Source organism: Streptomyces turgidiscabies Car8 (assembly GCF_000331005.1).
Lineage (GTDB): Bacteria > Actinomycetota > Actinomycetes > Streptomycetales > Streptomycetaceae > Streptomyces > Streptomyces turgidiscabies.
The window spans coordinates 1-22,448 of the sequence record NZ_AEJB01000257.1 but is presented as its reverse complement, the minus strand read 5'-3'; the positions used below and the strand labels follow the sequence as shown (position 1 = coordinate 22,448).

General features: G+C 72.4%; 4 protein-coding genes and 1 pseudogene. 1 reads left to right on the top strand and 4 read right to left on the bottom strand.

Features of this window, described 5'->3' with window-relative positions; translation table 11 throughout:
• Nucleotides 1-40 precede the first annotated feature (40 nt).
• The 4 genes from STRTUCAR8_RS16675 to STRTUCAR8_RS16660 all read right to left on the bottom strand — a co-directional run bounded on the left by STRTUCAR8_RS16675 (nucleotide 41) and on the right by STRTUCAR8_RS16660 (nucleotide 22,036).
• On the bottom strand, nucleotides 41-1,435 hold the full coding sequence (locus STRTUCAR8_RS16675) for a M1 family metallopeptidase (protein WP_006376970.1): 1,395 nt from the start codon (nucleotides 1,433-1,435) through the stop codon (nucleotides 41-43).
• Nucleotides 1,436-1,528: 93 nt separating this feature from the next.
• Entirely contained in the window at nucleotides 1,529-5,404 is a 3,876-nt protein-coding gene (locus STRTUCAR8_RS16670; protein ID WP_006377000.1) for a Pls/PosA family non-ribosomal peptide synthetase, read from the bottom strand.
• A gap of 275 nt (nucleotides 5,405-5,679) precedes the next feature.
• A complete protein-coding gene (locus STRTUCAR8_RS48740) occupies nucleotides 5,680-6,963 on the bottom strand; it encodes an RICIN domain-containing protein (protein WP_006376982.1) in 1,284 nt (427 codons plus the stop codon).
• A gap of 160 nt (nucleotides 6,964-7,123) precedes the next feature.
• Nucleotides 7,124-22,036: a hypothetical protein gene (locus STRTUCAR8_RS16660; RefSeq protein ID WP_044472324.1), complete on the bottom strand. Its 14,913-nt coding sequence runs from the start codon at nucleotides 22,034-22,036 to the stop codon at nucleotides 7,124-7,126.
• Between STRTUCAR8_RS16660 and STRTUCAR8_RS48275 the strand changes: the two are divergent.
• Nucleotides 21,999-22,448, top strand: a pseudogene (locus tag STRTUCAR8_RS48275) (hypothetical protein); the annotation flags it as partial. The gene STRTUCAR8_RS16660 and the pseudogene STRTUCAR8_RS48275 sit on opposite strands and share 38 nt — an antisense overlap.

Genomic DNA, 22,448 nt, shown 5'->3' with positions numbered 1-22,448 from the left:
CGTGTGCGCGACCAGCCACAACGCACCCGCACGGACCCCCCTACGCACTGGAAGACGGCGGATAAGAGGGCCGCGCTGGCACCCGCGGCCCTCCCCCCGCCGCCGACGCCCCCTGCGAGGGCAACGCGGGCAACGCACCTTCATGAAGCCACGCGGCAAACAACTCGTCCAACGGCTCCGCAGCGAACCGAGCCACATACGCCGTGAACGTAGCCGTACTCACCGACCCACCCCGATGCAGCCCCGCCCACCCCCGCAACATCCGGAAGAACGCCTCGTCCCCCAAAGCACACCGCACCGCATGCACGGTGAGCCCACCCCGCTGATACAACCGGTCGTCGAACATCAACTTCCGCCCGGGATCCGCGAGCCGCAGATCCTGTGGCCGCCCGGCCAGCAACCGGTGGGCCACCGCGGCGAGTTGCTGCGCGCTGCGCCCACCCGACCGCTCCGACCACAACCACTCCGCGTACTTGGCGAACCCCTCGTTCAGCCAGATGTGCCGCCAGTCCGCGATGGACACACTGTTGCCGAACCACTGGTGGGCCAGCTCGTGTGCGACGAGCCGTTCCGAACTCCGGGCCCCGTCCACATGGTTGGCGCCGAACAGCGACAACCCCTGTGCCTCGACGGGCACATCGAGTTCCTCCTCGGTCACCACGACCGCGTACTCGCCGAACGGATACGGCCCGAACAGCTCCTGGAACAGCTCCATCATGGCGGGCTGGCGCGCGAAGTCCCGGGAGAACTCGGGAAGCAACTCGGCCGGAATATGCCCGTGTTGGGGCACACCGCCCAGCCCCGGGTCACCTAGCAGCACGGTCTGGTACTTCCCGATGGACAGCCCGACGAGATAGCTCGAGGTCGGCGCGGACTGCTCGTACACCCAGGTAGTGGTGGATGCCCTGGTCGTCCGGGTCAGCAGCCGTCCGCCCGCCACCACCGAGTACGCCGAGGGTGTGGTGATCGAGATCTGGTAGGACGCCTTGTCGGCGGGCCGGTCGTTGCACGGGTACCAGGAGGGAGCCCCCACCGGCTGGCTCGCCACCAGCGCCCCGTCCTCCAGCTCCTCCCAGCCGATCTCGCCCCAGGGGCTGTTCACCGGCTTGGGATTGCCCGCCCAGTGCACCTCGACGGTGAACGCGGCCCCGGTCCGCAGCGGCTTCGCGGGGCGGATGCGCAGCCGGCCGCCCCGGTGCGTGTAGTGGGCGGCCTTGCCGTCCACCCGTACCCGGCCGATCTTGAAGTCGCCCAGGTTCAGCTGGAATTCGGCGAGCGGTGACCGGCCCGCTATGGCGTTGATACGGGCCGTGCCCGCGAGCCGGTTGGGGCCGGGGCGGTAGTCCAGCGCGAGTTCGTACCGGTGCACCCGGTAACGGGCGTCACCGTTCGCCGGAAAGTACGGGTCCGAACCCACTGTCTGCTGAACGCTCACTGCTGAGTCTGCTCCCTGCGATGTGCTCGAACGTGGTGCCGGAGATGAACCCACCCCCGCTCCGGGTACCCGGACGAGCCGCGCCCACCGCTTTCAGGAACGCCATGACTCGATCGGGTTGCCCAGCCAGCGGGTGTCGTCGGGAACGGACTCCGCCGCCATGACCAGCGACGCGGGACCCAGAGTGGACCGGGCCCCGACCGTTGAGCCGGGCAGGACGATCCCGCCAGGACCCAGCGTCGCGCCCTCACGGAGGACCACAGTATCCGTCCGCAAGATCCGGTCGTGGAAGAGGTGTGTCTGGAGCACGCATCCGCGGTTCACGGTGGCCGCGTCCTCCAGGGTCACCAGGTCGGTCTCGGGCAGCCAGTAGCTCTCCACCCAGACCCCCTTTCCGATGTGCGCGCCGAGCCCCCGCAGCCACGCCGACAGCACGGGCGTACCAGGCACGGAACCCGCCAGCCACGGCACGGCGACGACCTCGACGAAGGTGTCCGCCAGCTCGTTGCGCCACACGAACCCGCTCCACAGCGGATGCTCACCGGCGCGGTGGCGCCCCACGAGCACCCACTTGGCGACGATGGACAGGAGGCACGCGAGCGCCCCGACAGCGAGCAGGACCAGCCCGCCCACCAGCCAGAACCATCCCCCCAGCACACTGAACGCGGCCACCGTCAGCACCGCGAGCCCCGCCGAGCAGAACACCGGCACGATCCGGAACAGCTCCACCAGCGCCCGCGCCCACAGCAGACGCGCCGGGGGATCGTACGTACGGCTCTGGTCGCCGCCGCTCGCCGACCGGGGCAGCTTCATGGGCGGCAGGCCCAGGTAGGAGCTGCCCTTCTTGGCCTTCTTCGGGGTGGCCGAGAGGACCCCGACCAGGCCACCGTCGGGCACCGACCGGCCCGGCGCGGTCATCCCGGAGTTGCCCAGGAAGGCCCGCCGCCCGATCTCGGCCCGCCCGATCCGCAGCCAGCCACCGCCGAGCTCGTACGGCGCGGTCAGTGTGTCGTCGGCCAGGAAGGCGCCCTCGCCGACGGTCGTCAGGCTCGGCAGCGCCAGCACGGTCGACACCTCGGCGCCACGCCCGATCCGCATCCCCAGCAGCCGCAGCCACACCGGCGTGATCAGCCCGGCGTACAGCGGGAACAGCGTCTCGCGGGAGCGGTCCATGAGCTGGGTGACCGTCCAGGCCTGCCAGCCGATCCGGCTGTGCGTGGGATGCGTACCCTCGCGCAGACCCAGACTCAGCAGCCGTACGGCGATCAGCAGCATCAGCGCGTACGCGAGACCGAACGCCAGTGTGGCCGGCACCAGCGCGAGCGCGATGCCCCGCAGAGCGGTCCTGAGCCCGGCGTCCGGGTCGACGAACAGGCCCGTGACCAGCAGCGCGACCGCGCCCGCCAGTACCGGCAGCGCGGTGAGCGCGAACCCGGTGATGCCGTACATGGCCCGCCAGGCGCGCCCGCGCTGCGGACGCTCCTTGGGCCAGTTCCGCTTGGCCTTGCCGAGCTTGACGGCCGGCGCCCCGGCCCAGCGCTGCCCGGTCGGCACCGTCCCGACGACCGCCGAACCCGGCGCCACCTCGGCCCGCTTGCCGACCCGCGCCCCAGGGAAGAGCAGGCTGCGCGTCCCGACGACAGCGCCGGCACCCACCTTGACCTGCCCGATCTCCAGCCGGTCCCCGTCGAGCCAGTGCCCCGACAGGTCGACCTCGGACTCGACGGCCGCACCGCGCCCCAGCTTGAGCATGCCGGTGACCGGAGGCAGCGAGTGGAGATCGACGTCGGCGCCGACCTTGCCGCCCAGCGCCCGCGCGTACCGCTCCAGCCACGCACCGGTCAGCGAGGTCGCCCCGCTGAACTCGGCGAGTCGCTCGGCGGTCCACAGCCGCAGATGCACACTGCCACCGCGCGGATACCGCCCGGGCTTCACACCGCGCAGCAGCAGCCGCGCCCCACCGGCCGCCAGCGCGAGCCGCCCGGGCGGGGAGAACAGCACGGCGGCGCCGACGGCCACCGCCCACCACGAGGTCGCCGGCGCCCACGGATACGCCCCGAACCAGTGCAGGACGTTCCCGGCGGCGGCCAGCGCGACCGCCCACCGGAGCCCCATCAGCGTGAACAGCGGGACGAGGAGCAGCAGCTGTACGGCCTTGGCGCGCAGGGGGACCGGCGCGATGACCCGTCCGCTGGTGTCGTCCTGCGCGGACTCCTCCAGGTGCCGGGCGAGCTTGCGCAGCACGGGCTGCTGGTAGATGTCGAGGACGGCCGCGCTCGGGTAGCGCGTCCGCAGGCGTGTGGTCAGCTGGGCGGCGCCGAGACTGCTGCCGCCGATCGCGAAGAAGTCGTCGTCCGCGCTGCCCACGGGGATGCCGAGGACCTCGCTCCACTGCTCGGCGACCCAGGCCTCGGTGCCGTACAGCTGGGCGGCGGGGCCGGTCTCCATACCCTCCAGCGGCCAGGGCAGGGCGTTGCGGTCGACCTTGCCGGAGGTGCGCGTCGGCAGGTCGGCGACCGGCGCGAGCAGCGGCACCAGGGCGGCGGGCAGCTCGGCCCGCAGCCGCTCCACGGCCGCCGCCTGGTCCCAGCCGTCCTGCGTCACGACATAGCCGACGAGCAGCTGGTTGCCGCTGCGGGCGGTCCGTACGGCGGCCGCGGCACCGGCGACACCGGGCAGTGCCTGGAGCGCCGAGTCGACCTCGCCCAGCTCGATCCGGCGCCCGCCCAGCTTGATCTGCTCGTCGGCCCGCCCGAGGAAGATCAGCCCCTCGGGTTCGGCCTTGACGAGGTCACCACTGCGGTAGGCGCGCTCCCAGCCGAGGGATTCGAGCGGCGCGTACTTCTCGGCGTCCTTCTCGGCGTCGAGATACCGCGCGAGTCCGACACCACCGATGACCAGCTGGCCGCTGCCGCCCATGGCGACGGGCTCCCCGGCCTCGTCGACGACGGCCAGCTCCCAGCCGTTCAGGGGCAGCCCGATCCGGATCGGCTCCTCGCCGGTCATCAGGGAGGCGCAGGCGACGACGGTGGCCTCGGTGGGCCCGTAGGTGTTCCACACCTCGCGCCCCTCCGTCACCAGCCGCTGCACCAGCTCGGGCGGGCAGGCCTCCCCGCCGAAGATCAGCAGCCGTACGTCGTTGAGGGTCTCGGGCTCCCACAGCGCGGCCAGCGTGGGCACGGTGGAGACGACGGAGATCTCCTGCTCGACCAGCCAGGGCCCCAGATCGGCGCCGCTACGGACCTGGGAGCGCGGTACGGGCACCAGACAGGCCCCGTAGCGCCAGGCCAGCCACATCTCCTCGCAGGAGGCGTCGAAGGCCACGGAGAGGCCCGCCATGACCCGGTCGCCGGGCCCCACGGGGTCGTCGGTGAGGAACAGCGCGGCCTCGGCGTCCACGAAGGCGGCGGCGCTGCGATGGCTGACGGCGACGCCCTTGGGCTTCCCGGTGGAGCCGGAGGTGAAGATGATCCAGGCGTCGTTCTCGACCCCGGGCCGCCGCGCGGGCAGCTCACTGCGGGCGCCGGGAACGGTGATCTCGTACCGGGCGCCGACAACGGCCCGTACGTCGGCCTCGCCGAACACCAGCTCGGCCCGCTCGTCCGGGTCCTCGGCGTCCACCGGAACGTAGGCGGCACCGGCGGCGAGCACGGCCAGGACGGCGACGTACAGCTCGTTGGTGCCGGACGGCACCCGGACCCCGACACGGTCCCCGAGACCGACTCCGGCGGCGCTCAGCCGGCGCCGTACGGCCTCGACCTCGACGGCCAGCGCCCGGTAGGTGAGCGCGGTGGTGCCGTCGTCGAGGGCGGGCTCGTTCGGGTACGAACGTACGGTGGCGTCGAACACGTCGACGAGGGTGCGCGGCGAGGCGGCGGGCCCCGCGGAGAAACGTGCTGTGTCGCCGAACCGCTCGCGGATCTCGTCCTCGAGCAGACCGAGAGCACTGCTCTCGTGCAGGGCTGCCATCAGGGTCCTCGCGTCTCGTTCCCGGAGACCTCCGGGGCGCTGGCGAGGGCCCGCAGGTCTGCCTGGGGTTGTCCGGCTCCAGCTCCGTTCCGTAACAAGCCGGAAATTTTAGTACGAGACTAGGCTCGCGCCAGTGCGCCTGCCTGGTGGGAGCGCTGTACGGGGGACACGGCGGCGGCTCCGACGCCGGGTCCGACGTCCTGACCTGGTGATCTTCGTCGGTCACCCGGCCGGACGAGATATCGCCCACACACAGCGAAAAAACAGCGAATCGGTCAGCGTGCGGTCCATTTCTGGTTGGGCTGGCCGTTGCACGTCCACAGCTGGAGCCGGGTGCCGTTGCCCGTCTTCTGGTCCTTGACGTCGACGCACTTGTTGGCCTGTGGATTCACCAGGTCGTTGGGCCCGGCGAGGATGAACTTCTGGGCCGGGTTGCCGCTGCACTTGGCCAGTTGGATGACCGCGCCGTCCGCGCTCGAGCCCCAGGCGACGTCCATGCACAGGCCCATGGCACGCACGGTGCCGTCCGACTTGAACACCCACTTCTGCTGGGCCTTGCCGTTGCACGTCCAGATCTCCAGCGGGGCGCCGTCCTTGCCCTTGTCGCCGACGACGTCGATGCACTTGTTGGACGCGTGGCTGAAGATGATCGCGCCGGGGACGACGACAGGAGCCGGGGCGGGCTTGGTGTCGCTGCTGCCGCCGCTGTTGCTCGAACCGCCGCCGCTGGTCGTGCTCTTCGTGCCGGATCCCGAACTGCCGCTCTTCGAACCGGAGGAGTTCTGGGACGTGTTGGAGCCCGCGCCCTGGCTCTTGCCGCCCGAGTTCGCGGCAGCGCCGGCGCCGGCGCCCGGGGCCGCGCCGCCCGCGGAGCCCTTGCCCCCGGTGCCGGCGGGGGCCTTCGCGGGCGCCTTCGACGGCGACTTGGAGGGCGTCGCCCTGCCCGCGTCCGGCTTCGGGTCGGCCGACTCGAAGGCACCGGGAGCCGCACCGTCCAGCGAGTCGCTCAGTACGGTGTCCGCCGTGCTGCCCCCGGCGGCGGTACGGGTCGGGGTGTCGTCGTTGCGGGCGCTGATCAGGAACGGCACCGACACCAGGAGCGCGCCCGCGATGGCCGCGGCGGCCAGGATGGCCCGGGACGGGCGGCCGGGGTGGCCGTCCTGCGCGGCGGCGGTGGCACCTCCGTCGGAGTCGTCGCCCAGGGTGACCACATCGGGCACGGTCGCGGCAGCGGCGGCACCGTCACCGGCCGGGCTCCCGCCCTCCGACTGGGCCCGCGCCGCAGCCTCCGGCTCGGGCTCGGGCTGTCGAGCCTCGCCCTCCGGCTGCGACTCGGGGTCCGGTTCGGCCTCGGGGTCCGGCTGCGACTCCGGCTGCGGCTGCGGCTGCGGATTCGGGTCCGGGGAGGGCGCGGCTGTGGCTGTCGGTTCGGCCACCGGCGGGGCAACGGCCGTGGGGGCGGGCGCGGTTGCGGTCGGGTCCGGCGCCGAGGCGGCGGCACCGGAGTCCGGCTCGGCGGCTGCGGACCGCCCTTGGGGGGCGTTCTGTGCGGCGGTCATGACGTCCTCCTGGCGGAGCGGCAGTGGGGGGCGGGGCCCACCGGGTACTGGGTCATCGGGCGGTACCGGGTCCCCGGGTGCCGGGTCACCGAGTACCGGGGGGCGGTGCGTACAGGGGTACTGGGTACGGGAGTTGCCGCGGAGCTGTACGGGCCATGCCTCAGCTCTCCGGCTGGTGGTGAGCGGGCGTGGAGTACCCCGTGCCGTCGAACGTGATCCGGATCGGCTCACCGGGGACGGAGCCGTACCGGTGTTCGACGGGACCCGGGCCGACGATCACGATATCCCGGCCGAGCGCCTGGGCTGCCAGCGCGGCCACCGTGGCAACGTAATCTCCCGACTCCGGTCGGTTCAGGATGAGTTGGAGCTGTTGTCCGGGGTCGAGCGAAACGGCGGCGACGGTCAGCGGACGGCCGAGCATGATGGCCTCGGCCGTCATGCCCGCCGTCACTTCGACGCCCAGAGAGCGGATCTCCGCCTCCGTCAGGGTGTCGTCGTCGGCCGGCAGCCGGACACCCGGCGGGAGTCCGAGGGGGCCCGGCTCCATCAGCCGCCCGCGCGCCCAGTCGTGCAGAGCGCCGGTACTGTCGACGCCGGCCAACGGCTGCGGCCCGCCGGTGCCCGGGAGTACGTGCACGGGCACGGCGGCCAGCAGCGCGGCGCCGAACGAACCGTCCGACGGTGCCCGGCCCGAGCCGTCGTCGGTCGGCGCGACGTCGTCGGTGCCGGACGCGTCACGGGTCGCAGCGGCCGGTGGTGCCGGCCGGGTAAGGCGTGGAGTCGTGGGTGTAACCCCGGGGGCCGCGTGTTCCGCCTCGTGCGGAGCCGCCTCGGCCGGGGGAAGACCCGGGGCCGGAACGGCGTGGGCGGTGAGGTCCGGCCACCGGGACGGAGTTGAGGCCAGGGAGCCCGTCGGTACGTCGACGGGCGGTGCCGCGCGGGCGGCGACCTGGGTCGCGAAGGCGGGGAGAGCGTTCTCCTGGGCCGCCTGGATTTTGGCCTGGGTCCTCTGGTGATCCATGGCAGCCTGGATCAGGCCCGCGAGATGATCCGCGTGCTGGAGGGCTGTGGCGCGTGCCAGCTCGGCGCTACGGAGATGATCGGTCGCCTCGGTGAGGGCGGCGCGGAGCGGCCCGGCGGCAAGCTCGGCACTCTTCTCGGCGGCTCGCAAACCGGGCAGAACGCGCGTCGCCAACTCTTCGGCGGTCTTCTGCGCTGTCCGCAACTCGCCCTCAATGCGGGTCAGGGCGGCCTGCTGCGCGTCCCAGTCCGCCTGCAACCTGTCGAGCTTCGGGTGTGCCTCGGGGGCCTGGGTCTCGTCCGGGCGCTCGTTGCCGTCGTCTGCGGTCCGGTTGCTGTCGCTGCTGGTGACGAGCGAGTTCGCCTTCTGCACCAGGAGTTCCGCAGCGCTGATCTTTGTGCCGAGTGCGGCGACGAGCTTCGACTGATCCCCGACGAGCCGGCCTTGTTCCTCCACCTCGTGCTGCAGTCGGGCACTGTTCCGCTCGGCCTGCTCCCGTGCCGCCCGGGCCGCCGTGACGGCCTGTTCGGCGGTCTCGGCAATGGAACGCGCGGCTGTCAGCGCCTCGCCCGCGTGGACCACCTCCTCCGCGGCCCGCCTCAGCTCGCCCTGGTGCTCGGAGTTGGCCCCCTGAAGGCGGGACTCCTCCTGGCGCGCCTCCTGTTCGGCCGCCGCCGCGCGGGTCAGCGCAGTGGCCCCGTCCTCGAACTGTCTCCAAGCGGTTGTACCGGCCTCGCCGAGTCCCGAGAGGACGCCGTCGGAGTCGAAGTGCCAGAAGGTGAGGGTGCTGTCGTCGGCGCGCAGGACGAGTTCCACGGGCTTGTGGACGCTCGCGGCGGCGCGGGACACGGCGAACAGGGCCCGGCCGAGCTGCTGTTGCCCGGCGGCGGTGCCGATGTCGCCGATGGCGAGCCACAGTTGGGCCGCCGGGTCGGCGGCGTCGATCTGCGAGGCCACGATTCCGGGCAGGGTACGCAGCTGATGCCGCGTCCAGTCCCGCAGGTCGGGCGCCGCGACGGCCCTCGCACCGCCCTGCGTGTCCGGGTCCGGCGTCGCGGCGGCCTCGGCGTCCGCCGCCGCCCGTACCATCGCGGGCAGGTCGTACACCTGCGGCTGGGTACGCGGGGGAGTGATCCCGTGTCCCAGGGCGTCCCGCTCCCCGATGCGCACGGTGGCGGTGCCGGAGACATGCCGGACGCCCGCCGGGCCCCGCACGGTGAGATACGTGTCGACCAGCGCCTCGTACGTCCGGGTGCCGTGCGTACCGTCGGCGGGGGCGCTCGTGCTGCCCGTCTTGAGCCATTCGCGGACCCCGCCGGTGGTGCCCCCGCTGCTGCCCACCACCTGCGGCTGCCGGGCGAGTACGGGCATGCTGAAGCCGCCGAGGACCCGGTCGGGGTCGTCGGTGCTGTAGACACCCTGGAAGTTGAGACCGCCGGTGGTGCCGCCGCTCTGGGACGAGCCGCCGGTGTTGGACGCGATCCGGACCCGGTCGAGGGCGACGTCCGCGCTCAGGGTGACCCGGCGCGGGTTGTGCAGCGTGACGGACAGGCTGGGCGGGCTGCCGGGGGCCGACTCGAAGGGGAAGGTGCCGGGCAAGGTGTCGGTGAGGCCCGTGGCGGTGCGCGGGTGGTCCAGGGCGATGTCGCCGGCCTGGATGAGCTCGCCGATCCGGACCGCGGTGCTCTCGGCGGACGTCGACGTGGACGGCGACCGCCAGCCACGGTCCTGACCCGGGGCGACGGCGTCCAGCGCGGTGGTCAGCTCCGACCAGGCGTTGAACTCGAACACCGGCGCGGGACCCATCGGCACGAACCGGGCGCCCCGTGGTTCCGGGGCCGTCGTGCCGACCGTCGGCGTCAGTGGCGCCGCCACCACCTCGGCAGGGGCCGCCTCGCCGCCGGTGAAGCGCAGGGTGACGGAGGCCGGCACGGTCGCCGTACGGTACGGGCGGGCGCTCAGGGCGCGGCTGATCCAGCTCTCGGTCGCGGCGGCCTCGTCCGTGTCGTACCAGGCGAGAACACCGCCCTGGAGGGCGCCGCCGACCAGGTTGGGCGGCCAGTCCGCGACGAGTTCGGAACGTACGGATGCCCTGAACTCGTAGTCGAGGTCGAAGTCGGCGGCGCTGTCCGTGCGCAGCCAGAACCGGTCCTCGGCTGTTGTCGCGGCCTTCGTGCCCTGGCTCTTCGTGCTGCCGACGCTCAGCCCGGGGCCGCTCCGGTCGGTGCGGGTGTCCTGCCCCGGACGCGGGTATCGCGTGGTGGGGTTGAGGGTGAGGCCGTGCTGCGTGGTGCTGGTCGTGCCGGTGCTGACACCGGCCGGGGTGTGCCCGTGGTACTGCTCAAGTCCCGTACCCGGTCCGGCGTTTCGGCCGCGCACCGCGCGCAGTTCGTTCGCGTCGGCGCGTGGCCGGGCAGCCAGGGTGACCTCGACCAGACGGGCGCCGCCGAGCGCGAGGTGACGGAAGTGAAAGCGCTGGACGCCACGCGGACCACGTCCGGGGAGAGCGCGCAGACCGGCGGTGGACGTGTAGTCGGCGATCCGGGAGGCCACGCCGGGCAGATAGGAGGAGTGACCGGGCTGGGTGACGCCCGGCGCCTCGGCCTCGACCAGCGCGGTCAGTTCGGCCCGCAGTCGGTCCCGGCGTTCGGCGAGGGTGGGCTGTGCGGTGGCGGCGAGGGGCGCTTCCTCGGCGGCCTCGGGTGCCTCATCGGCCGGGCCCGCACCGGTGGCACCGGTGGCACCGGTGGTCGGACCGCCGGTATCGGAGCCGGCCCCGTCCGGCTCGGCGGCGGGCACCGGCCCCACCTCGTCGAACTGGGTGACGGACAGCACGGCGGCCATACCCGGTTCCCCGGTGCGGGTGAAGCGCTGAGGGAGAGGCAGTTCGGCCGGGGCGGGCGGCGGGGGAGTGAGTCCCTCGATGCCGGTGAACCACTTCTCGTGGCGGCTGAGTTGGCCGTCCGTCATCAGGAACTGCACGGCCTCCGGCAGGTCAACAGCGAGGGTGACGTCGGACTCACTGCCGTAACCGAAGGTGTTGCCGACCACGTTGCGGGTGCCGCGCCGGACGGTGATCAGGATCGTCGCGTCGGCGCCGACCCGGTGTTCCATGCCGCTCTCGGTGGCCGTCCGGTTGACGGAGGTGCCGGAGGACACCGTGCCCGAGTCCTCCGTACGGCTGGTGTACGCGTACTTCCCCGAGGGACCGAAGACTGTGGGCGGGGCCGGTGTCGAGGCTGTCCCGGTCCCGGAGGGCGCGGAAGCGGCAGGAGCGGCGGGCGCCGTTGCCGGGGTCCTCGTCCCGGTGACGGCGAGGCCGGTCTGGTGGGTGCCGCTGACCGACTTCTGCTGGGCGGCGGAGTCGATGGCGGCGACGCCGGTCTCCAGGTACTGCTTGGCGCTGTGCAGATGCCGCGCGGTGTGCAGCACACCGCGGATCTCCAGCGCGTACTCCTGGTCGGCGCCGAGCCCGGGCAGGGTGATGCCCTCGACGACGTACCCGCCCTTGAATATCTGGTGCGCGCGGGCGACGAGATTGCCCGGGGACAGCGAGGCCTGCCGCACCTCGGCGGCGACGGTGGTCGGATCGCCTGCGCTCTGCCCGGCCAGGCCGACAGCCACCGAACGGGCCGCCCGTGCGAGCAGTTGAGGGCTCGCCGCACCGACGGCGGTGGCCATGGACCCCAGCCGCCCGGCTTCAGGGTGCCCCGGATGGGTGCCCTCGATGATCTGCCGCAGCGTCTCCTGGAGCACTCCCGAACCGCGGAACACGTCCACGATCGCGTCGTCCGGCAGCTTGACGATTCCCGGTAGCGGGCTGCCGTCGGGAGCGGTCATGGCGAGCCGCGAGTGATCGGCGTCCACGGGTCGGGACACGGTGGGCGCGGGGGCCGGGGAGGCGGCCTCGGACGCCGGTTCCAGCGTGCGGTGGTGGGGCACCGCGAGGGTGATGGTGCCGCTCACCGTCCGGGGTGGCGGTCCGGACGGCCTGCCCTCCTCCAGAAGGTGCAGTTCCAGATCACCGAGGGCCGTCCCAGGCGCCGGGAGACCGGGCGGTGCGGACGTTGTCGGGACGGTTTGCTCGGCGAACCGCACGGCGGGCTCGGCGCCCGGACCGTCGTACAGGTCGAGCGCGAACCGCGCCGGTATCTCGAAGACCTCGCTGCCCTGCCCGGAACCGATGAACAACTGGTCGTGTGCCAGACCCGCGCCGACCGTCGCCGTGTGGCCGGTCTGCCTGCTGTACGAGTAGTCGGCGGCCCCGCCGAGGGTGCCCGAGCCCTTGGTGTACGGCACCGTGAGGCCGCGCGGGCCCTCGGTGTACGGACCCACGGGACCGGACGGTCCGCCGCCGACCCCCAACGACCAGCCGTAGCCGGACGCCTGCTGCTCCGTACCGGCCATGCCGAAAGAGGCCAGCGAGACGTGCTGGATGTCGGGGAGGGTACGGGTGTGGACGCTCGGCAGGGGGTTGGTGCCCGGGTCGCGGACGGCGGTGAGGTTCAGCTTGATGCGGTGGGTGCCCGTGGTGGTGGGCCGTTCCAGCCACAGGGGGTGGCCGCCGTCGACCATGGCGTCGGTCGCGGCCCGCAGCCCCAGGTCGGAGCGAGCCTGCTCGAAGCGCCGCAGATTGTTCAACTGGGCCTGCACCAGAGACTCGTCGGGCAGCACAAGGTTGCGGGCGTTTGTCTCCGGCGGCAGGAATCCGTTGGCGCGCAGCCAGATCTCGGCATGCCCGAAGAGGTCCTGGGGGCCCTCGACGGTCAGCGGGGCGGCGGTGATGCCGATGCTTTCGAGGTTCTCCAGTTCGGCGGGGAGCGCGCGCCGCTCCTCGGGGGTCGGCCGGTGTCCTTCGGCGGATTCACGGGTGAGCAGCCGCAGTCGCATGCCGTCGTCCCAGGGCCCGAAGACGCGCGGGGTCGCACCGCCGCCGGGCCGGACGAGGGTGACCGTGTGCCGCACGGTGGCGGGGGTGAGGAGATGGCTCCGGTTGGTGCGCAGTCCGTGCTGGACAGTGGCGGTGCCGCCGTTGCCGAGGGTGTCGCTGGTCTGCCAGCGCACACCGCCCTTGCCGACGAGGCTGCCCGCGACCTTTTTCGACGCGTCCGGGTGCTTCTTCGCGTGGTCTCCGGTGAACGCCGGGCCGACCCCGATGTCGACCCCGACGGCGTTGGTGATCCTGGCCTGGCCGTCGACCTTCACCGACTGGACGAGATGGCTCTCCAGGTTGATCTTGGTGTCCAGACTCCGGTGCGTGGGCGTTCCCGTGGTGATCTCCGTGGTGACCTTGAACATGCCGATCGCCCGGCCCCGCGAGTCCAGGAGCAGCGGCGAGAAGATGCCGCCCGACCGCTGCATGGGCAGCGTCCCGCGCAGCACCGGCTCGGCCAGGAACGCCTCCAACTCCTGGGCGGAGGAGGGGCTCAGGGCGGCCAGTTCGTCGTGGAAGGCGCTCAGTACGGACTCCAGCAGCTGCTGCGGATCCGCGACGCTGTCGACCCCCCACACGGGCAGATCGTCCAGCCCGGCCGCCGGCGGCAGCGGGGTGCCGGACGTGTCGGTCACGGCCAGATGCTGCGGGAACCAGACGGTGACGGGCCCGTGGGCCCGCGGCGGACTCCAGGTGACCGGGGGCGCCATCCGGGGCGAGTCGATCCGTACCTCCCAGTCCGAGGTGAACTCGTACGCCTGCGAAAGCTCGTTGCTGCGCTGGGCGGTGGTGGTCTGCACGAGCTGAGTGACCGTGGTGGACAGCGACAGCTGGTTGTGCGTCAGGGAGAGGGAGGGGCTGATCTCCCAGGCCCGCAGCGCCCCGGCCGCGGCGACCGGCACGGACACCGACCAGGGGACGGGCACCGTACGGAAGTTGCCCGACGACTCCGAGTCGCCGGACTCCTGCGCGCCGAACCCACGGCGTTCCACGCGCACATCGGGGTCGGTGACGTCGTGGACGCCGTAGCGGGGCGACGGCGCCGGGTCGCGCAACCCAAGTCGTACGTCCACAGTCCGTTCACGGCCGTCGACGGTGACAGTCACCCGATGGCCCATGCTGCTGCGCAGATAGGGCAACGCGAGTACCAGCTGCTCGGCACCGAGCCGGTCCCGCAACTGGGCGAGCACAGGGTGGCCCTCGGCCACCGGGGCACCGAACCCCAGGGCGCGCAGGACCTGTTGGTGAACGCCGTCCACCACGCGCGCGGGCAGCGGCTCGACCTGTACGAGACCCACGTTGCCGTCGTGCCGGCTCCCGTAGTCGCGCACGAAGGGCGAGGGCGGCGCGGGAGCGAGGGGGTCCGCGCCCAGGACGGGACCGGGACGCGGACCCGAAGCCGCGACAGGTCCGGGGTCGGGGTCGCCGATCAGCGCGTTGATCAGGGCCAGGTGACGGGGGCGCAGGCCACCGTGGGCGTAGTGCTGCCCGGCGTCGGCCGAGACGGCTTCGGTGCTGACGGACTTCGGTACGGGGAGTGCGTAGTCGCCCATCAAACTCCCCTCGACACGCGGGCGTTGGGGGGCGGTGGCGTCCGGGGACTCGTCGCGCAGGCCCAGTTGGTGGCCGAGCTCGTGGACGAGGTCCTGGCTTGTTCCGTCAAGTCGCCAGGTGTGGTGGGACGTTCGGGCGCCGGAGTCCGAGGTGGCCAGTCGCACCTTGAGGTGGGCGTGTCCGCCGGGGGGCACGGGGGTGACGGTGACGTGGACGCGGTCGCCGTTGGGGAGTCGGTGACCGGGGGCGTTGAAGACGCGCTCCACACCCGCAGCCATCCGGTCCCAGACGGCCTGGCGGTCCGCTTCGGGTACGGAGTCGGCGTTGGTGAACTGCACGTGGACGGTGAGGTCGGTGACGGGCTCGCCGTCGTGCGTGAAACGGCGTACGTCGAATCCGGACCGTACGACGTACTGCGTGAGCCTGCCGTCCGCGCCCCTGGGCCTGGAAACCGGGTCGACCCAGGTGTGCGAGCGCTTCTCGGGGGAGGCGGCGGCACGCGCCGCATCCCAGCCCGGAGGTGTCGGCGGCACCGGGACCGGGGTCTCGGCGTGCTCCGGGCCGGCCGTCGGCGCGAGCGGATCGGCGCCGTGGGCGGTGTCTGTCGCGAAGACCCTGCCCAGTGCCTGGAGGACCTGGTCGTTGTCCGGACGGAGCGCCTGATCGGTCAACCTGCGGAAATACCGGCCGAGTTGAGACTCGGGCCGCGCTGCGTCGGTGATGGCCTGCGCGATGACGGCCACCTGCTGCGGGGGAGGGGCCACGGACAGTGCGGCCGACTCAGCCCTCAGGTCCGCCAGTTGGCGCTCATGGATCCCCGTCACCACCGCGAGCAGGCCGTCCCGGTCGGCGGGGGTGAGCTCGGCCCACTGCTCCTGCAACTGCATCGACCACTTGTAGTCGGGCATGCCCGTCGGGGCCGGAGCGAGCATGGTGTCGATCGTGGCCATGGCGCCGTGATCTTCGCCCAGGACCCCGACGACGATTGCACGTGTCTCGTCACCGAAAACGGCCCTGAGGCGGACCAGTTCGTTGTATCCCAGATACAGCGTCACCTCGCCGTCGGTGGTCTCCGAGGGCAGCGCCCCCAGCACACTGCGAGCGGTCTCCGCCCGGCCCGCCATCAGCCCCGCGGGAAGGTTCTCGAACTCCTCCCCCCACTCGCTCCTGGCGACGATCGCCCCGGTTACCTGCTGCAGCGCGTCCACGGCCGCCGCGTCGTCGGAAGTGCCGTCCAGGGGGTCGTACGGGGTGTTGTTGGTGCGCACCGAGAAGTACGCACGTCCCTGCACCTGGAGCATGTTGCTGGTGTTGGCGCCCTCCACGACGGCGGGCAGCGTGCCCATCTGGTACACCTGCCGGAACAGGTCCTGGGTGAGGTTCCCGGCCTCGACGACGATCACCTCACCGGGCCCGGCCGCCGCGATACGGCCGGGCAGATCGGGATCGTCGAGCGTCAACTGGGTGAGCCAAGGCGCCTGATGGCGGGGCGCGATGTCGACCGTCGCGTTGCCCAGCGCCAGCAGGACCGCACCCCGGTCGAGTCGGGCGCCGTGTATGCCCTCCGCCAGGGCGCCCAGGGCCGATGCGCGCTCCGACGGGTGCAGGTTGTGCATGCCGTACGCCGGCATCAGGTTCACGCGCTCGACGTCGACCGCGTGGGCGACGGCCCGCAGACCCGCCGCCCGGGCGGGAGTGGAAGCCTGTGCGTCGATCATCTCGTCGAGGGCGGCCCCGGTCACGTGCGGTACCGGGAACCGGTAGAGGGCGCTGTCCGGTATGCCGTCCGTGCCTTGCAGATCGGTGACTTGGGTGTCGGCGTCCGGGCCGGTGCGGGTGTAGAGGTAGCGGTGGCCGCCGTTCCAGGCGTAGGGCCGAAGGACGACTGCTTGGTCGCCGCCGGTGAAGTGCAGGAAGTTGGCGGCGAGTTCGGCGTCGTCCACGAGTGCGTCGTTGGCGGCGACGAGGACCAGGTGGCCGTCGCGCGGGCGAGTGTTGGCGTCGTAGGGGCGGGTCGGGTCGAAGGTGTCCGTCACCCAGTCGATGCGGGCGCGCATCGGCGCGGAGAGCAGCACATCCAGCCGCTCCCGCACGTTGTCCGGCGCGATGACCGTGACCCGGCCCTCGTACCCCAGCTCGGTGAGAGAGTCGATCATCATCGTGGCCGCCGCCTGATGACCGAAGTTCGCCGCGATGTCCACGACCACGGTCACCCCGGGCAGGTCCGCGAGACCGTCCCGCACCCGCAGCCGCAGAGCCGACTCGGCCCCGCCCGCCGGAGCGAGGGGGTCGGCGCCGACATCAGGAGGAACAGGGGGTGCGGCGGTGGCGACGGGGGCCTGCCGGGCGTTCCGGCCGGCGTCGCGCGACCCGGAGAGACGGCCCTCCCGCGCCTGTACGGCAGCGCTGACCGAGGCCGGGGCGACGCCGGGGGGCGCCGGGGCCGCGTTCACGGACGACGTACTGACGGCGGGCGGTACGGGCGGTACGGGCGGTACGGAGGACGCCCTCTCCGTCGCCGGGAAGACCCGGCCCAGCGCCTGGAGGACCTGGTCGTTGGCCGGATGGCGCGCCTGCTGGGTCAACTGGGCGAAATATGAGCCTAGTTGGGTGTCGGCCTGAGCTGCCTCGGTGATCGCCGACGCGATGGCCGTGACGTGCTCGGGCGTGGGAGCCACCGAGTACTGCGCCGACTGTTCCCGCAGAGCTTCCAGACGCCGCCGGTGCAGATCCTCCGCCGCCGCCAGCAACGCGTCCCGGTCGTCCGGGCTGAGGGCGAGCCACTCGTCCTGAAGTCTGAGAATCTTTTCGAACTGCTGCTCACCCAGCAACGGGGGAGCGAGCAGCGCGTCGATCGTTCCCTGGTCGGGGCGGTCCGGCCCCAGGGCATCCGCGACGATGGTGTCGACCTCCAGGCCGAAGGCCTCCTGGAGGCGCTCCATTTCGTCGATCCCCAGCCACAGCTTCACCTCGCCACTGTCGTCCGCCTCCGAGTGCAGCCCCCGCAGCACCTGGAACGCGGTCTCCGCCCGGCCCGCCGCCAGCCAGGCGGGAGTGTCGCCCAGCCGCGCCCCCCAGTCGCTCTCGGCGGTGAGCGCCGCGGTGACGCCCTCCAGCGTTTCCACGGCCTCGCCGATGTGCGGGGGCGCGGTCTCCGCACGGTGGCCGAGCAGGTCGTACGGGGTGTTGTTGGTGCGCACCGAGAAGTACGGACGCCCCTGCACCTGAAGCGTGTTGGTGGTGTTGGCGCCCTCCACGACGGCGGGCAGCGTGCCCATCCCGTACACCTGCCGGAACAGGTCCTGGGAGAGATTCCCCGCCTCGACGACGATCACCTCGCCGGGACCGGCCGCCGCGATCAGCTCGGGGAGCGTGGGATCGTCCAGCCGCACCTGCGTGAGCCAGGGGGCCTGATGGCGGGGCGCGAAGTCGACCGTCGCGTTGCCCAGCGCCAGTACGACGGCCGGTCTGCCGAGCTCCGCCGCGTGCACGCCCTCCGCCAGAGCGGCCAGTGTGGAAGCCCGTTGCGAGGGATGCAGGTTGTGCAGGCCGTACGCCGGCATCAGTTCCATCGTCTCGCCGTCGACCGCGTGCGCCACGGCCGTCAGACCCGCCTCCCGCTGCGGGGGGAGGTGCGCGGCCCCGATCAGTTCGTCGAGTGCCGCACCCGTCACCGGTGCGACCTCGAAGCGGTACAGGGCGCTCGGCGAGATGCCGCCTTCGCCTTCTTCGAGGTCCGTGACCGTGGCGTCCGCGTCGGCGTCGGCACGGGTGTAGAGGTAACGGTGGCCGCCGGTCCACGCGTACGGCCGAAGCACGACCGCCTGGTCCGAGCCGGTGAAGTCAAGGAAGCTGGCGGCGAGTTCGGCGTCGTCGACCAGCGCGTCATTGGCCGCGACCAGGACCAGATGGCCGTTGCGGTCACGGCTGCCGGCGTCGTAGGTGCCGGTCGTGGTGAAGGTGTCCGGCACCCAGTCGACACGGGCACTCGCCGTGGGGGAGAGCAGGCTCACAAGCCGCTGCCGTACGTTGTCCGGCGCGATCACGGTGATCCGGCCCTCGTAGCCCAGCTCGGCGAGCGACTCGATCATCATCGTGGCGGCCGCCTGATGGCCGAAGTTCGCCGCGTCCTCGACGGCCACGGTCACCCCGGGCAGGTTCCTGAGCCCGTCCCGTACCCGCCCGCGGAGGGCCACCTCGTCGTCGGACGGTGCGGCGCCGCCGCGGCTGTCGCCGATCGCGTTGAGCAGCGCGGGCTGTTGGTCGGCGGTGGCATCGAGGAGTTGGTCCCACAACGTGTGTTCCGGGACGCTCGTCGACATCGACATCGACATCGACGTCCTCGCGGGCGCCAGGGGCTCGGCCCCGTGAGCGGGGCCGGCAGCGGACTCGGCGCGGGGCGCGGGGGAGGCGTCGCCGATCAGGGCGTTGATGAGGGCCAGGTGGCGTGGGCGCAGGCCGCCGTGGGTGTAGTGCTGCTCGGAGTCGGTCGAGGCGGCCTCGGTACGGACGGAGGCCGGTACCGGAAGCCCGTAGTCGCCCATCAGGCTGCCCTCGACCCGCGGGCGTTGGGGCGAGCTGGCGTCGCGGTACTCGTCGCGCAGCCCCAGCTGGTGGCCGATCTCATGGACGAAGTCCTGGTCCGAGCCGTCCGTGCGCCACACGTGGTGGGACATGGCGCGACCGTCGGTCGGCGCGGCCAGCTCCACCTTCAGATGCGCCTGCCCGCCCGGGGACACCGGTACGACGGTGACATGGACGCGGTCGCCGTTGGGGAGGCGGTGTCCGGGGGCGTTGAAGACCCGTTCGACGCCGGCTGCCATCCGGTCCCAGACCGCCTGTCGGTCCGCCTCGGGTACGGCGTCGGCGTTGGTGAACTCCACCTCGACCGTCAGGTCCGTGACCGGGTCGCCGTCGTGCGTGAAGCGGCGTACGTCGAACCCGGACCGTACGACGTACTGCGTGGGCGAACCATCGGCCGCCCTGGCCCTGGACACCGGGTCGACCCAGGTGTGCGAGCGCTCCACCGGGACGGCCTCGGCACGCGCCGCATCCCAACCCGCAGAGGCAGAGGCAGAGGCAGAGGCAGTGACGGAGGCAGATGTAGACGCAGAGCCGGACGTAGACATCGGTGTCGGCGTCGACGTCGGAAGGGTGTCGTCGTCGATGGTCGGGTCGTAGACGCCGGGCGGGAGTACGGCGGTCGGCAGGATACGGTCCAGGGCTGTCGACTGGGCGTCCAGCTGGACCGACGGAAGGTGCAGCAGCTGGGAGAGGCCCGGATAGTGGGCCGGGAGGACAGGGCCGTCCGCCGGGTGGGGGGTCGTGGGCGGAAGATGCCAGTCGGAGTGCGCCTTGCCGATCACCGCGATGTAGCCGTCATTGCGGCCGACCCGGTCGCGCTGCACCGTGAGGGCCGCGTAGGCGTTGAACTTCACCGCCCGCTCGTAGCTTCCCCAGCCCGATGTCATCGTGGAGGCGGCGGGAAGGCCGTCCATGGCGACGACCCGCACTCCGTTCGCACGGGCGGCCTCCAGGGTCGCCAGCAGCCCGAGACCGGCCTGCGAATTGTGCGAGGAGTCGTACAGCGTGGCCATCCGGCGCAGTTCGACGGGCATGGGCGTGTTGACCGGGGCCTGGAAATAGGCGTTCAGCGAGGGCTGGAAGCTGTCGCCGCGCAGCGCCTCCACGTAGATCGTTCCCACGCCCTGGGCCTGCAGCGCGGCCATGTTGTTGATCAGGAAGGGCCAGCTGGTGGACGCGCCGTGCGTCTCCCCGAGGATCAGACCCGGGTGTGTGTTCAGCAGAGTGGTGGCGCCGGTGAGGGCGTCCGGCGCGGCCTGCAGGGCGGTGTCCACCGCGGCGAGTTCGGTCGGGGTCAGCGAGGGCGTCCGGTTGTCCAACTGCCGTGTGATCTCGGCTTCCAGCGCCCGCGTCCGAGCCTCCTGGCCGCGCCAGAAACCGGCTGTACGGTGGTCGAGCTGTCCCACAGCCTTCCACCAGGCGGCGCTGTCGAGCATCTGCATCTCGGGGTGCGCCTCGTTGATGGGGTCCCGGATCTCGTTCCTTAGCGTCATCCGGGTCAAGGTGTCCAGATTGCCGAAGGTCACCGGGTCCCAGTCGGCCTTGAACGTGGTGCCGGCCTCGTTCATACGGATTCCGGGCACCGGCCCACCCGTGTTGATCGCGACGGCGACCCGGGCCAACCGGTCGGTCTCCGCCCTGTTGGGCTTCATCCAGCGGAATGCCTTGTGCACGACGTTCCGCCGGGGCGGATAGACGAGGGAGGGCCCGCCAGGGCTGGCCAGCAGGTCCTGTGGGGGCCGGGACCGGCCGAAGCCGAGGACCCCGCCACGCAGTCGTGGCCGCCGGATCAGGTCCGCCTCGTCGACCTCCGACGACGGCGCGTCGACCTCCAGCACCGTCATATGGTTGATCACGTCGGTGACCCGGGACTCCGCGTCGTGCATCCGCCCCTGCGCCTCGGCCCACTCACGGCCGTGCGAAGTACCCTCACCCGAGGCCCGTGCCGACTCGACCGCCTCGAAGTCCGCCTGCGCCCGCCCCAGCGCGGTCAACGCCGAACCGTAGTCGGCCAGCACCTGGTCGGCGTCGTACCCCGCCAACTGCCGCCGGTAGGCGTCCGGCGACCGCGCCGGTGACTCCGCCGAAGCCTGGTCGTCCGCAGGCTCGGCCGGAACCGCCCGGCCCTTCCCCTTGTCCACGGCGGACGTCTGTACGGCGTCTGCGTCTGCGTCTGCGTCTGCGTCTGCGTCGGCATCGTCCGTCTCCGGCGCCGGCACGGTCGGAGAGCCGCCCGCTGACACCTCGGACGACGCCTGCGACGTCGCCGTGACCCGGACTGGGGCCGGCGGGTCGGCGCCCTGGGAGGACCGGGAACCCTGGGAAGCCGTATCCGCGGTCGCCCCGGAGGTGGTGGTCGGACGGGACTCCGTGGCGATGCGCGACGGCGCGTCGATGTCACCGGTATCGCCTACGTCGTCGATGCCGCCGGGCGATGTGCCGACCGTACGGACGGAGTCCGGTAGGGGTGCGTTCTCCTGGTCCCGGTTGTCGGTGGACTCGGGGAGTCTGTCGCGCAGGCCCAGCCGGTCGCCGATCCGCTGGACGAGGTCCAGCTCCGAATCCGCCTTCAGGGACGCGCGTCCGCCGGGAGGCACGGGCACGACGGTGACATTGACGCGGTCGCCGTTGGCGAGCCGGTGGCCCGGGGTGTTGAAGATGCCCTCCGCGCCGACGGCCATCCGGTCCCAGGCAGCCTGTCGCTCGGCCTCGGGCACGGCGTCGATGCCGGTGCCGGTGAACTCCACCTCGACGGTCAGCTCGGTGACCGGATCGCCGTCGGAGGTGAGCCGACGTACGTCGAAACCGGACGTACCGGCGTCGGCGCCCGACTCCGCCGGGGCAGCACCGCGCTGTGACGGCTGCGGCGCGGATGTTGCCGAGGGGGACTGCTGCGAGGCGGCGGCAGGGGAAGCGCCGGGGGCGGGGGCGGAGGCAGGGGCGATGCCGGTCGGCAGCGGGGCGCCCGCGACCGGGTTCACGACGGTTTCCGCGTCGGATCCGGAGTTGGCCGCCGGCGCGGGGATCGAGCTGGCCCCGGAGCCGGAGCCGGAGCCGGAGCCGGAGCCGGAGCCGGCATCGGACCCGGCCGCGCTCCCGGAGTTGGCCCCGGAGGCGGCGCCGGCGCCGGCTGCGGACGAGGCTCCGGACCCGGACGCAGTCCCGGAGTTGGCACCCGACCCCGACCCCGACCCCGCCTCGGACTGGGCCCCGGTGTCCGACCCGGACCCCGACCCCGCCTCGGACTGGGCCCCGGTGTCCGACCCGGACCCCGACCCCGACCCCGTCAGGGTCTGCGTGTGGTCGTCCTCCGTCGACGTCGTGCGGGCAGGCTGCGGGGACCCCGAGCCGGTGTGTGCCGAGCTGGTGGTCGGTACGTTGGCGGAGTTCGGG